General features: G+C 65.0%; 13 protein-coding genes. 7 read left to right on the forward strand and 6 right to left on the reverse strand.

What is annotated here, in order from left to right; all coding sequences use genetic code 11:
* Nucleotides 1–63: 63 nt before the first annotated feature.
* Nucleotides 64–1,482: a GH1 family beta-glucosidase gene (locus A6V37_RS26830; protein ID WP_242665942.1), complete on the reverse strand. Its 1,419-nt coding sequence runs from the start codon at nucleotides 1,480–1,482 to the stop codon at nucleotides 64–66.
* Between the two features lie 195 nt (nucleotides 1,483–1,677).
* On the reverse strand, nucleotides 1,678–2,625 hold the full coding sequence (locus A6V37_RS26835; RefSeq protein WP_064271461.1) for a hypothetical protein: 948 nt from the start codon (nucleotides 2,623–2,625) through the stop codon (nucleotides 1,678–1,680).
* A gap of 127 nt (nucleotides 2,626–2,752) precedes the next feature.
* On the opposite strand from A6V37_RS26835, the gene A6V37_RS26840 reads away from it, so the two are divergent.
* The 7 genes from A6V37_RS26840 (at nucleotide 2,753) to A6V37_RS26870 (ending at nucleotide 10,051) form a co-directional block, all read left to right on the forward strand.
* Nucleotides 2,753–3,544 (forward strand): GntR family transcriptional regulator, encoded by a 792-nt coding sequence (locus A6V37_RS26840; RefSeq protein WP_064271462.1) that lies wholly within the window; start codon nucleotides 2,753–2,755, stop codon nucleotides 3,542–3,544.
* Entirely contained in the window at nucleotides 3,541–5,289 is a 1,749-nt protein-coding gene (locus A6V37_RS26845) for a fumarate reductase/succinate dehydrogenase flavoprotein subunit (RefSeq protein ID WP_064286476.1), read from the forward strand. Before A6V37_RS26840 ends, A6V37_RS26845 begins: the two co-directional genes overlap by 4 nt.
* Before the next feature lie 14 nt (nucleotides 5,290–5,303).
* Entirely contained in the window at nucleotides 5,304–5,549 is a 246-nt protein-coding gene (locus A6V37_RS26850) for a 4Fe-4S dicluster domain-containing protein (protein WP_064271464.1), read from the forward strand.
* A gap of 85 nt (nucleotides 5,550–5,634) precedes the next feature.
* Nucleotides 5,635–6,630, forward strand: coding sequence for a HEAT repeat domain-containing protein (locus A6V37_RS26855; protein WP_064271734.1), 996 nt, complete (start codon nucleotides 5,635–5,637; stop codon nucleotides 6,628–6,630).
* 20 nt (nucleotides 6,631–6,650) lie between these two features.
* Nucleotides 6,651–6,953, forward strand: a complete 303-nt coding sequence (locus A6V37_RS26860; protein ID WP_242665943.1) for a DUF971 domain-containing protein — start codon at nucleotides 6,651–6,653, stop codon at nucleotides 6,951–6,953.
* Between the two features lie 88 nt (nucleotides 6,954–7,041).
* Nucleotides 7,042–9,129, forward strand: a complete 2,088-nt coding sequence (locus tag A6V37_RS26865; RefSeq protein ID WP_479724544.1) for a putative bifunctional diguanylate cyclase/phosphodiesterase — start codon at nucleotides 7,042–7,044, stop codon at nucleotides 9,127–9,129.
* A gap of 115 nt (nucleotides 9,130–9,244) precedes the next feature.
* The gene (locus A6V37_RS26870; RefSeq protein ID WP_064271467.1) at nucleotides 9,245–10,051 is read left to right on the forward strand and encodes a hypothetical protein; all 807 of its coding nucleotides are present in this window, start codon (nucleotides 9,245–9,247) and stop codon (nucleotides 10,049–10,051) included.
* A gap of 24 nt (nucleotides 10,052–10,075) precedes the next feature.
* Here A6V37_RS26870 and A6V37_RS26875 read toward each other — a convergent pair whose 3' ends face one another.
* The 4 genes from A6V37_RS26875 to dapA form a co-directional block, all read right to left on the reverse strand.
* Nucleotides 10,076–10,510: a bactofilin family protein gene (locus A6V37_RS26875; RefSeq protein ID WP_064271468.1), complete on the reverse strand. Its 435-nt coding sequence runs from the start codon at nucleotides 10,508–10,510 to the stop codon at nucleotides 10,076–10,078.
* 100 nt (nucleotides 10,511–10,610) lie between these two features.
* Nucleotides 10,611–11,009: a hypothetical protein gene (locus tag A6V37_RS26880; RefSeq protein ID WP_064286477.1), complete on the reverse strand. Its 399-nt coding sequence runs from the start codon at nucleotides 11,007–11,009 to the stop codon at nucleotides 10,611–10,613.
* Complete coding sequence (locus A6V37_RS26885) at nucleotides 11,002–11,976, reverse strand: M23 family metallopeptidase (RefSeq protein ID WP_064286478.1); 975 nt, start codon at nucleotides 11,974–11,976, stop codon at nucleotides 11,002–11,004. The genes A6V37_RS26880 and A6V37_RS26885 overlap by 8 nt, the downstream gene beginning before the upstream one ends.
* 390 nt (nucleotides 11,977–12,366) lie before the next feature.
* Entirely contained in the window at nucleotides 12,367–13,287 is a 921-nt protein-coding gene (dapA, locus tag A6V37_RS26890) for a 4-hydroxy-tetrahydrodipicolinate synthase (protein ID WP_064271470.1), read from the reverse strand.
* Nucleotides 13,288–13,562: the final 275 nt, after the last annotated feature.

Here is a 13,562-nt window from a genome sequence, read left to right on the forward strand (position 1 = left end):
CCAGCCAAACCTGCCTCTACGTGCAATACGTGCAATACGTGCTCTACGTGCTTCCGACCGCGGCTAACTCCGTGCCTTGCGCTCCTTCAGAAACGCCGACACCCACTCCGCGCTGCGCTTGATCGTACGCTTCTGCGTCGCGTAATCGACATGCACGATACCAAAGCGCCGCTCGTACCCGAATGCCCACTCGAAGTTGTCCATCAGCGACCAGAGAAAATAGCCGCGCACGTCGACACCGGCCTGGATCGCCTGATCGACCGCGGCGAGGTGGCGCCTGAGAAACGAAATGCGCTGGGTGTCATCCACATGGCCGCCGATCACCGTGTCGTCCGACGCCATGCCGTTCTCGGTGATGTAGATAGGCGGCAGATTCCGGTACGCGGCCTTGAAACCGGTCAGCAGGTCGCGCAAACCGTCCGGATACACCTCCCAGCCCATCTGCGTGCGCTCCACGCCTTCGGGCGGGACTTCCCTGAAGCCGTGCGCGCCATCGCTCTCGACGTTCGTGCGGAAATAATAGTTGATGCCCAGAAAATCTAGCGGTGCAGAAATGGTCCGCAGGTCGCCTTCGAGCACGAGCGGCTCGGTGCCCGGCCACAGTTCGAGCAGATCGCCAGGATACGCGCCCTTGAGCAGCGGATCGAGAATCCACGCGTTGTGCTGAACCTCGAACAGATGCGCCGCGCGCTGATCGGCGGCGCGCTCGCTGTTGGCCGTGCCGCGTCCGACGTTGGCGACAATGCCCTTTTGCGACGCCGGATCGTTGGCGCGCAGCGCCGGCACCGCGAGACCGTGCGCAAGCAGCAGATGATGCATGGCCTGCGTGGCGAAGCGTGGATTCGCGAGTCCCGGCGCGTGGTGGCCGTTGCCGTAGCCGAGATACGCCGAGCACCACGGTTCGTTGAGCGTCGCCCACGCGTCGACGCTGCCGGCCAGTTCACGGCTCATCAGGTCGGCGTAATCGGCGAAACGGTAAGCGGTATCGCGATTGAGCCAGCCGCCGCGATCTTCCAGATGCTGCGGCAAGTCCCAGTGATACAGCGTGACAAAGGTGGTGATGCCCTTCTCCTTCAACCGCGCGAGCAGGCGCCGATAGAAGTCGAGCCCTTTGCGATTCGGCTGGCCGGCCTCATCCATCACGCGCGGCCAGGCGATCGAGAGCCGGTAGCCTTCGAGACCGAGTCCCATCAGCATGTCGATGTCCGCTTCCCAGCGATGGTAGTGATCGCAGGCCACGGCGCCGGTGTCGCCGGCCAGCACTTTGCCGGGCGTGGCGGAAAACGTGTCCCAGATGCACGGCAATCGGCCGTCTTCATTCACCGCGCCTTCGATCTGATACGAAGCCGTGGCTGCGCCAAGCAGAAAGCTCTTGCGCCATAGCGGCGAATCGGCGGGTGGCGCGAGAGGGTCCGCGAGCGGATGGGAACGGGAATGGGGAGAGAGCGCGTCGGATACAGCGGATAGGTCGTCGGTTGCCACGGATGCTCCTGTGCGGAAGTCAGTTAACCGAGCTACGGCGGATGGCGGCATATCACCGGGTTGACGACTCCAGTGGAAGCGCTTCCACACGACCCGTGAACGATAGCAGCGGTGAATTCAACGCAGCAATCAGGGTTTGTCTGGAGCACCGCGGGTTCGACGTCGATAGACGCGTGGCTTTGAGGACGGCGCCGCTCAGGAACCCGTCATCAGGTAATAACGGCCGTCGGCGCTGACATTGAAGCCGAATCCGCATGCCGTGGGTGAGCCGCGCGTGATGACATCAAGCGTCTCCGGCGCGGAGAGCCTGAACTCGATCAGGCATTTGTCGCCCCCTTGGGGGACTTCCTTCGACGTGTAGCGCGCGAGGTTGGTGATTTTTGCGGTGGCCTCGAGCGGCGCGTCGCCGGCGGTCACCATGACCGGCACGCGCGCCACGCCGTCGTAGAAACGCACGTAGGCAGACAGGCTGCCCATGTTCGCGCCGGGCTGACCATCGGCACCCACGGTCGGATACATGAAATCGCCGTCGATCCGGTAGACGCCGCGCCGCCCTTTCACCGGCTTCACCTCAATGTTGTTCCAGGCACCGAAAAACAGGTAATGGGTAAAGCGCGCCCCGCCGGGCGGCACGCCCTTCACCACCGCCTTGCCGTCTATCGCGTCGAGACGCTCGCGCGCAGCGGTAGTCGCGCGGCCGACCAGCGTGTCGCCGGGATAGTCGTCGCCGCGGCTCACAGCGGTTCGGTAGTAGGCGCGTGCGTCGGGCAGCGCGCCCAGCTTCACCTGCACGTCGCCCAGATGGACCAGCGCCATCGCCACGCGTGCCCGCGCGGAACTGGCGGCCTTCGGCGAGTTTTCCTCATCCGCCTGCATGACAGTGGCTTCGGCAAGCGCGGCCTCCATCCCGACCAGGGTCTGCGCCTCCTTGATGCGCCCTGATTCAAGCGCGGCCACGCCGAGTGCCGCGCATGACGCATTGGTGCGGCACGGCACGTCCTTACCGGACAGCAGATTACGGCGATAGAGATCGGCACGCGACGCGCGGTACTGTGCATCGGCGTTCACCGGCGCGGGCATGAGCGCGGCAAGCGTGGTTGAAGCGACAACGACAGTAGCGGCGAATGCGGTTCTGACGTTCATGTGCAAGAGAATACGGTGACCGTGGCAAGTCGTCCACGATTGCGCAAATGGATAGCAGAAATAGTTGGTTTGGACGGCGGCACGCGCTCACTAGACTGTGACCCATCTTGTCATAACAAGTTGAGTCATGTCGAAACCGGCCAGCAATCTCGTCCCGCTCGTGCCTCTGCCGCTCTATGCGCAGATCAAGGAAGCACTGCGCACACGCATTCTCGACGGCAGCTATGCGCCGCATAGCCAGATGCCGTCCGAGCATGAACTCTGCGCGATGTTCGGCGTGAGCCGCATCACCGTCCGCCAGGCGCTCGGCGACCTGCAAAAGGAAGGGCTTCTATTCAAGCTGCACGGCAAGGGCACTTTCGTGTCGAAGCCCAAGGCGTTTCAGAACGTCAGTTCCCTGCAAGGCTTTGCCGAAGCCATGTCGGCGATGGGCTATGAAATCGTCAACCAGTTGCGCAGCTTGCGCGTCGTGAAGGCCGGGCGCCAGGTCGCGGCGCGGCTGAATATCGAAGAAGGCTCGCCGGTCACCGAAATCCATCGCGTGCGCCTGCTCAATCGGGAGCCGGTGTCGCTCGAACTGACGTGGCTGCCTGAAACGCTCGGCGCGCGCCTCGCGCATGCGGATCTCGTCACGCGCGACATCTTCCTGATACTCGAAAACGACTGCGGCGTGCCGCTCGGTCACGCGGACATCGCGCTCGACGCCATGCTCGCTAACGAAGACATCGCCGATGCCTTGCGCGTCGACGAAGGCAGCGCCGTCTTGCGCATTGACCGGCTGACGCATGACGCCGATGGCACACCTATCGACTACGAACACCTCTACTTCCGCGGCGATGCATTCCAGTACCGGCTCCGCATCGACCGGGAGAAATCCACTCCAACAACCAAGCGCGCGGCAACAAGGAAAGCACCATGAACACCCATGTACTTGAATACGACGTTGTGGTCGTCGGCGGCGGCACGGCCGGACCGATGGCCGCTGTGAAGGCGAAGGAAAGCGATCCGGGCCTCAAGGTTCTGCTGCTGGAAAAGGCCCACGTCAAACGCAGCGGCGCGATCTCGATGGGCATGGACGGTCTGAACAACGCCGTCATCCCCGGTCATGCGACGCCCGAGCAATACACGCGCGAAATCACCATCGCGAATGACGGCATCGTCGATCAGGAGGCCGTGTATGCGTATGCCAAGCACAGCTTCACCACCATCGAGGAACTCGACCGCTGGGGCGTGAAGTTCGAAAAGGACGGCACCGGCGACTATGCGGTCAAGAAAGTGCATCACATGGGATCGTACGTGTTGCCCATGCCCGAAGGGCACGACATCAAGAAAGTGCTGTACCGGCAATTGAAGCGCGCGCGCGTGGCGATCACCAACCGGATCGTCGCGACGCGCCTGCTGACGGACGCGCAGGGCAATGTCTGCGGCGTACTCGGCTTCGACTGCCGTACCGCGGACTTCTACGTGGTGCGCGCCAAGGCGGTGATCCTCGCGTGCGGCGCGGCCGGGCGTCTCGGCCTGCCCGCCTCCGGCTACCTGATGGGCACGTATGAGAATCCGACCAACGCCGGCGATGGATACGCGATGGCCTATCACGCGGGCGCCGCGCTCGCGAACCTCGAATGCTTCCAGATCAATCCGTTGATCAAGGACTACAACGGCCCCGCCTGTGCGTACGTCACAGGACCGCTGGGCGGATTCACGGCGAATGGCAAGGGCGAGCGCTTCATCGAATGCGACTACTGGAGTGGTCAGATGATGTGGGAGTTCTATCAGGAACTGCAAAGCGGCAACGGTCCGGTGTTCCTGAAACTCGACCACCTGGCCGAGGAAACGATTCAGACCATCGAACAGATCCTGCACACGAACGAACGCCCCAGCCGCGGACGCTTTCATGCGGGCCGCGGCACCGACTACCGGCAGCAGATGGTCGAGATGCATATCTCCGAGATCGGCTTTTGCAGCGGCCACAGTGCTTCCGGCGTGTATGTGAACGCGCGCGCCGAAACGACCGTGCCGGGTCTCTATGCCGCCGGCGACATGGCCGCCGTGCCGCACAACTACATGCTGGGCGCGTTCACCTACGGCTGGTTCGCCGGACGCAACGCGGCGGCCTTTGTCGCGGGACGTGAGCATGCACCACTCGACCAGCAGCAGATCGAGGCCGAACGCGCGCGGATTTTTGCGCCGCTCGGGCGTGAACACGGTCTCGCGCCTGCGCAGGTCGAGTACAAGCTGCGCCGCATGGTCAACGACTACCTGCAACCACCGAAGGTCACGCGCAAGATGGAAATCGGCCTGCAACGCTTCTCCGAAATCGCCGACGACATCGCGTCGATCAAGGCAACGAATCCGCACGAGCTGATGCGCACCGCCGAAGTGCGCGCGATTCGCGACTGCGCCGAAATGGCCGCGCGCGCCTCGCTATTTCGCACCGAAAGCCGCTGGGGCCTCTATCACCATCGCGTCGACTATCCGCACCGCAGCGATGCCGACTGGTTCTGCCACACGCATCTGCGCAAGGACGACGCGGGCCGCATGATCAGCGAGAAGCGCGCGGTCGAACCGTATATCGTGCCGCTCGCCGACACGGAGCTCGACTCGTATCGCAAGCTGCGCATCCCCGAAGCGAACGTCCGCCCGCTCGCCGACGCCACCGTCTAACAGGAGTCCAAACGATGTCCTACACGCCTCACGAAATTTTCCAGCGCAGTTCGGCGCCCGTCACGATCGACGAAAACAAATGCATCGCCGACAAGGGTTGCACCGTGTGCGTCGACGTATGCCCGCTCGACCTGCTGGCGATCGACATGAGCAAGGGCAAGGCCTACATGCAATTCGACGAATGCTGGTACTGCATGCCCTGCGAACAGGATTGCCCGACCGGCGCGGTCAAGGTCGAGATTCCCTACCTGCTGCGCTAGCGCGCAGGTCTTGCACGATCCAATGTATCTCATCGTGTCCCGGCCGTACGCGATCTCCCAACCTCATGCCCCCAAGCCTTTGCTCATGACCGATTTCAATCTGTTGACTCACGATCCCGATGCGCTCGCGCCCGCCGCGGCAGCATTGCTGCCGCGGCTTGCCGATGCCGACCCGGCCGTGCGCCGGATCGCGCTGCTAGACCTCGCGGATCTCGAAGAACCCGGCGCGCTGCCGGCTATCGCGCACGCGCTGGCTCACGACGCCGCCCCGGCAGTCCGGCGCGAAGCGGCGCTCGTGCTGGGCGCATGGGAAGAAGCATCGATTGTCGACGCGCTCTGCCGCGCATTGCTCGATCCCGCCGCAGAAGTATGCAGCGCCGCTGCCGCCAGCCTGGCCACGCTGAAGGAAAGCGCGTCCGCTCCAGTGCTGGCCCGCTGGGCCGAACATGACGATCCGTTCGTGCAAGCCGCCGTGCTGCGCGCGTTGCGCGAGCTGCGTTATGCCGGTGCTCTGGAACCCGCGCTCCGTGCGCTCGAGCACGCCGACGACAGCGTGCGCGCCGAAGCCGTGGTGCTGCTCGGCTGGCTGAAGGACGCGCGCGCGTTGGCGCCGCTCGCTCACGCCTTGACCTCGGACGCCAACGCGGACATTCGTCGCGCGGCCGTTGGCGCGTTGGGCTTCGCGCCGCCCACCGACGCCTCGACCTTGGCCGCGCTGCTGCAAGCGCTTGACGACCGGATCTGGCAGGTCCGCGAAGAAGCCGCGACGACGCTCGGCAAGCTGCGCGTGAACGCCGCGTGCGACGCGCTGAGCACCGCGCTCGGCGACGACTACTGGCAGGTCCGTCTGCGCGCCGCACGCGCGCTGGGGCAACTCGGCGACCGCGCCGCGGCATGGCCGGTCGCCGGGCTGTTGTCGAGTCCGATCAGCAATCTGCGCAAGGAAGCCGCGCTCGCGTTGGGTGAACTGCGCGAACCCGCCACGCTGGACGCCTTACGCGACGCGCTCGACGACGCGGACCCCGAAGTGCGCAAGGCGGTAAGAATTGCGGTGCGGCAGATCGAGCAAGCCCTGCCATGAAGTCACCGCACGCGATCGAAATGGATGATGAAGCGCACGCCGTGATCCTGCACTGGCCCGGCGACACCGTTCAGCGCATCGCTCAACGCACGCTGCGCGATGCGTGCCCGTGCGCACAGTGCCGCCGGCTGCGCATCAGCGGCGACAACCCGGCATGCGCGGGCAATGTGACCGTGACCGGCATCCGGCCGATGGGCTACGGCGTCCAGCTGGTGTTCAGCGACGCGCACGAGCGCGGCATTTTCCCGTGGCCTTACCTCGAAGGCCTGCAAGATACCCTTACAATGGCGGCGGCGAGCTGTCGTGACATGCGGGATACATAACAAAGACGGCCGGCGCCAATAGCTAACATATTGAAAAACAATTAAACAAGCGCCTCGATCTGTCGATAACCAGTTCAGCCGCTTCCTCCTGGCGGTTGGACTTAACATGCAGAGCACATACAATTTTTGGCTGGTAGCGATCTCGTTCGCCGTCGCGACGCTTGCGTCGTACACGGCACTGGATCTGACCGGTCGCATTTACATCCTGGCGTCGTCACGTCAGCGGCACGCCTGGCGCCTGGGTGGCGCGGCGGCGCTCGGCGTCGGCATCTGGTCGATGCATTTCATCGCGATGCTGGCCTTTTCACTGCCGATCCCGCTCGGCTACGATTTCGCGACCACCGCCTGTTCGCTCGCGCTCGCGATCGGTGTCTCGTATCTGGCGCTGACCATCACGACCCGTGCGCGGCTCACAGTGGCTCACCTGCTGGCCGGCGGCGTGCTGATGGGGTTCGGCATTGCCGGCATGCATTACACCGGCATGGCAGCCATGCAGATGTCGCCGGCCATCCACTATCAGCCGACGTGGTTCGCGGCCTCGATCGCGATTGCGATCGGCGCGGCAACCGCCGCGCTGTGGATCGCCCGCGCGCTCGTCAACGACGGCCAGCGGCACGTCGTGCGCATGCGCGCCGCCGCGGCGCTGGTGATGGCCGTCGCGATCACCGGCATGCACTACACCGCCATGGCCGCCGCCGAGTTTCCGCTCGGTGCCGTGTGCGGCGCGGCCAAAGGCGTGAACGCCGACTGGCTCGCCACCACGGTGATCCTGTTCACCTTCGCGATTCTGATCGTCACGCTGCTGCTGTCGCGCTTCGACGCGCGCACCACCTTTCTGGCCGGCGCGGTGTCGAACCTGAACGGCCAGATCGTGCGACTCGCCACGCTGGATACGCTAACCGGACTGCCCAACCGCACCACGCTGACAGATCGCATCGAACGCGCCATTCATAGTTCGCGCCGGCAGCGAACCCTCTTCGCGATCCTCTTCATGGATCTCGACGGCTTCAAGACGATCAACGACTCGCTCGGCCACTCCGCCGGCGACCAGGTACTGACCGCGTTCGCCCAGCGGCTGCTCCTGTGCGTGCGTGCGACCGATACGGTAGCGCGGCTGGGCGGCGACGAGTTCGTGGTGCTGTCCGAAAATCTCGACAGCCGCGAAGCCGCCGGTGCGCTGGCCGAAGCCGTGCTCGACCGGATGCGCCAGGGCATGTGGACCGATTCGCAGCCGCTCCAGGTCATGCCGAGCATCGGCATCGCTCTTTATCCGCACGACGGCGATACCGTCGACACCCTGCTGAAACACGCGGACGCGGCCATGTACGAAGCCAAACGCGCGGGCCGCAGCACCTACCGCTTCTTCGAGCGCAGCATGAACGAGGCGGCCACGCGCACGCTGCAGATTCAGAGTGCGTTGCACGAGGCGCTGGCCGCCGGGCATTTCTCGCTGCACTTCCAGCCGAAGTTTCACGGCCGCGCCGACTCGCTGGCAGGCGCCGAAGCGCTGATCCGTCTGCATCACCCGCAGCTCGGCGCGCTGGCGCCGCTCGAGTTCATTCCGATTGCCGAGCGCTCGGGGCAGATCGTCCAGATCGGCTATTGGGTCGTGCGCGAAGCGTGCCGGCAGATCCGCAGCTGGGTCGCGCAAGGCCTGCCGCCGGTCAGAGTGGCGATCAACCTGTCGCCGCGCCAGTTGCTGCAGCCCGATCTCGTGTCGAGCATCCTCGAGATCGTCCAGGCCGAAGGTGTCGAATGCGACCAGATCATGTTCGAGATCACCGAAACCGTGGCGATGCAGGACGCGCCCAAAACCATCGAAATGATCCGCGAGTTCCAGGCCAGCGGCTTTGAAATCGCCATCGACGATTTCGGCACCGGCTATTCGAGCCTCGCCTATCTGCAGCGCTTTCGCGTCAAGCAATTGAAGATCGACCGGTTCTTCACGAACGGCCTCGACGAGCACGGCCCGGAAGGCAGCGCGATCGTGTCGGCGATCATCGCGCTCGCGCACTCGCTGGAAATGGACGTGGTGGCCGAAGGCGTCGAAACGGAATCGCAACGGGACATACTTAGAACGATGAGATGCGATGAGATGCAAGGCTTCCTGCTTGGCAAACCGCTTAGCGCCGAGGATTTCGGCGACCTGCTGCGGGAAAGGGCGGAGGCCGCATGAGCGCCGCGACGTTCTGATCCGCGCGGCGCAGCGTTGTTTTGGGTCACGTCGCCACAAGCAGCGGACCTAGCTTCAGAAACGAATAATTACAAGCAGGCCAGGTGTTGGAGATTTCATGAAATTCGACGTAGCGACGTTTACATCGTTGTGGCTGATCACGTTTCTCTGCTGTGCCCTCCTGACGACCGCACTGTCGCGCATGTTCAAGCACGTCACAGCTTTCCGTTTCTGGGCAATCGGTTTCTTCCTGCTCTGCGCTTCATCGGCATGCTTCGCGCTGCACCTCACGTGGCGCAACGACCTGCTGCTGGTCGCCACTGCCACCTTCGCTCTGCAAAGCCGCATGTTTATCTGGGTCGGCACGCGCGACCTGTTCGGCCTGACGGTGCCGTGGCGCGCCGCGCTTGCCGGCACCGCGGTGTTCTGCGTTCTCTTCGGAAGCGCACTGATGCTCCGGGCGCCGATCGTGCTGCGCGCCATGCTGCTCGTGATGTTTTTCCTGCCGTACCGCGCCGCCACGCTCTACGAAGTGTGCCGCCGGCGCCGCCCAAGGCTCGGCCCGGCTCGTCTGATCGTGCTCATCGGCGCGACGATTGCCACGCTCAATGCGGCCGTGCCGCTCGTGCTCGTGCTGCTCGACCGCGGCAATGCGTCGCTTCTGCTCGGCAATCCGCAGAACACCTCGGCGATCTACGCAGTGGTGTTCGCCGGCGACCTGATGCTGGCGTGCGGTCTGATCGTGCTGGCCTTCAAGCTGATGATGGTCGAACGGGACATGCTCGACACGCTCGAGCGCGGCGCCCTGCAGCGCCTCGGCACCTCCCGGCGGGCGTGGGGCGGGCAGGACGCACGAGGCTCGAGCGGCGATGCGCTCGGCCACGACACTCCCGTGCAACGCACGTCGCTGCCGGGGCCGATTTGACGCGGCGCCTCGCGTCCGAGGCGTCTAGCCGATATCGCTTTTGCTGAACTCCGTGTCGGACACCGACGGCAGAAGCGGTCTCGCCGCCTGCGCGGCATCGCGTTTGGTGAGCTTGCCGTCCACTGAAGCGCCGCAATCCATCCGCAACTGCTGGTAGTCAATGTTGCCGGTCACATGCGCGTTGCTCTGCAACTCGACGAAGTGATCGGCAATCACATCGCCGACGATCCTGCCGTTGACCACCACGTCATAGCCATGCACGTTGCCCTCGATCGAGCCACGGTCGCTCAATACGAGCAGCGTCTGACTGCCCGGCTCGCCGCTGACGTTGCCGTGCACGTGGCCGTCCAGGCGTAGACCGTCGCTGAACTGCAGATCTCCGGTGATCCGCACGTCGGGAGCAATCAGGGTGGCGAGCTTGGTCTGCTGAATGCCGGCGGGTTTCTTCTTGTTGAACATCACTACTCTCTTGCAAATGAAAAAGGCCGTCACACCGATGCTGCGCGGGCGACGACACGGTGGTTGTCTTGTGTGTTGCCGATTGGTTTGACGGATGGACTCAGCGCCGCGGTGCAGCATCCTGCGCCAGTGAGCGGCCCTTGCTCTGGCCGCGCAGAAACTGCACTTCCGCGTTGAGCCGGGCGACATCGGCGGCGGCGCTGTCCGCGGTTTTCTGCACTACCGCGCGCGCCGCAGATTCCTGCGCCAGCGCGAGCCGTGCGCGGATCAACTCTTTCTGCTGCGCGCTCTCGTCGACGGGCGCCACGATGCATTGCGCGGGCGGCATGCCGGCGCGCCTCGCGTGCCAGGCGGTCGCAACCACGCCGCCGACGGAGGCACACAGCACACCCTTCGCGGCCCATGCGGTCAAACGGAAAGCCAGCGAACGCACGGGCCGAAGCGCGTAAGCGCGGTGGGTGAGAATGCCCGCTTTGTGCGGGAAATGCCGGTCAGCCATGAGACGCGGGCGCGAACAGCGCGAGATAGGCGGACGGTTCAACCGGCGCGCTGTTGACCAGCACTTCGAAATGCAGATGCGGACCGGTGGAACGGCCGGTGGAACCGACATCGGCGATATATTGGCGCGGCAGCACCAGATCGCCGACATGCACGACGATGCGCGACGCGTGGCCATAGCGGGTCATGAGGCCGTTGCCGTGATCGATCTCGACCGCGTTGCCGTAGCCCGCTTTCTCGCCGGCGTACACCACGCGGCCGCCCGCCGCCGCCAGAATCGGCGTACCCGTTGGGGCAACCAGATCGAGGCCCGGATGAAAGCTCAAACGATGCGTGAACGGATCGATACGGTTGCCGAACGGCGAGCCGAAGCGCGCGCCGTCGGCCGGCATGCGGCCGGGAAAGGCGGCGTACGCGAGCGCGTGGTCGGCGGTCTGCTGCTCGAGCGCCGACAAGGTCGCGGCGATGCAATCCAGTTGCTGGCCGGTGCGCTCGGCATCGGCATGCCGGCCCAGCGGCGTGAGAGCGTTGCAGCGGCGCGGCGGCAGCGCCGGCCCGCCCTCGCCTTCGCTGTCGGTTGCGGACGTGTCGGGTGCGGAAGCCGCGCCGGGCGTTGCTGGCATCACGGGCGCGCGCGGCGCGGGCCGCGGCGTATTCAGGCGCGCTTCAAAATCGTGCAAGGCGCCGACCTGCGCCGTGAGTCGCGCGATGCGCGGCTCGATCTGCGCTACTGTCGCGTTCAATTTGCCAAGCTGATCGATTGCGTAATCGTGCTCGACGCGGCCCGCTGCCCGCTCGTCGGCGCCGCCGCGCGCGGCCCAGTGCAGGCCGATTGTGAAGCCCGTTGCAAGCGCAAGCGCAGCCGCGCCGATGGCTGCGCTCACGGCCACGGTCAGCGCGGTGCGGCGCGTGACGAAGCCGATGGAACCGCTGGCAAGCTGACTGCCGGCGTGGAACGCGGAAGCCATTAGCGGCGCCTCGTATGTGAAGCACGTAACGCTTGCAGCGCGATCGCGGCGCGCGTCCGAAACGGTGCGGCGAGACGCATGTTCGACACCGGCAACGCGTTCAGCACGCCGGGCGCGCGACGCGTTTCACACAGCGGCAAACGGGACAAAAGATCAGCGGACAAAACTGGCTGCATGCGGCATCGACCGGAGACACACCGGCCGCGAGAGTGGACAGAGGGCGCCGATTATCCCCTGGCAGCACGAAGCATCATCTCAAATACAGGACGAAGGGACGATGCGCTGCGGGCGGCATGGCGTGCCATGAACGGCGGGCCGCGTCGCCGTCCGCACCACCCGCCTCTACCGCCTGTCTCACGCGCCCCGGTCCGGTCTTGAGAGAACCCGCGTTCAAATTACGGGTTCAGTGGCCTGCACCGCTGCATCCTTACCGGTATCCAACGCGATGAGCCGCTCGAGCAATGCACTGCTCGCACGCGTCATGGGTGCGCGCAGCTCATCGCGTATCGCCCCTTGCGCGGCCAGCAGCGCCTTCACCGGCGCGGGATTCGGCTCGGCGAACAGCGCCTCGATCAACGGCGCGAGCGCGTGGAAAATGCGCCGGCCTTCGTCGAGCCGGCCCGCCGCCAGCGCGCGGTACAGCGCAACGAAGCGTTCCGTGCGCAGATGCGCGGACGCAGCGATCGCCCCACTGCCGCCAAGGCACAGCGTGTTGAAGAGATTCATGTCTTCACCCGCGAGCACCTGCAAGCGGCCGTCGCGGATCAGTGCGAGCGTGGTGTCGAGCGAACCGGCACAGTCCTTGATGGCCTGAATTCGCGGATGCGCCGCGAGGGTCAGCAGCGTGTCGAGTTCGAGCCGCACACCGGTGCGATAAGGAATGTCGTACAGCACGACCGGCTTCTCGCTCGCGTCGGCCAGCGCCGTGAAGTGCGCGACGATGCCCGCCTGCGACGGCCGGATGTAGTACGGCGCGGCCATCAGCACGCCGGCGACCGGCAGCGCGTTCAGCTGCTCGATGCGCTCGCGCATGCTGGCGGTGTGATTGCCGGATAGGCCGGCCACTACCGGCAGCGCGCGCCCATCGTGCGCATCGTGCGCTTCATGCGCTTCGTCGAGAATCGTCGCCAGCACGGCGTCCTGCTCGGCGGCGTCGAGCGCGGCCGGCTCGCCCGTCGTGCCGAGCGCCACCAGCCCGGCGACGCCCGCCTCGGCATAGCGGCGCACCAGCGCGCGCAAGGCGGTGTGATCGACCTCGCCGTCGGCAAACGGCGTGATGAGCGGAATCCAGATACCCGAAAAAATAGACATGTCTTTACCTCGATAGCGACCGTATCGATTCCGTGCAGCGGTGCGAGGGAGGAACACAGGAAAGTGCCCAGGCGGGCGTTGACCGGCTGTTCCGTCGCACATCTGACGGAACAGCAAGCTCCGGTCAGATGAGCGGCTGTTTTTTGGCTTTGGCGCTAACGTTCGAAACACACGTGCGTGCGACTGCGGCGCTCGCGAGAGCGAGACAGGCAGAAGTGGACGGACGGAGTCTGAGCGTTGGGCCGAAATGCATGACACGCAGCGTAACCGCGTCC

The sequence above is a fragment of the Paraburkholderia ginsengiterrae genome, from assembly GCF_001645125.1.
GTDB lineage: Bacteria > Pseudomonadota > Gammaproteobacteria > Burkholderiales > Burkholderiaceae > Paraburkholderia > Paraburkholderia ginsengiterrae.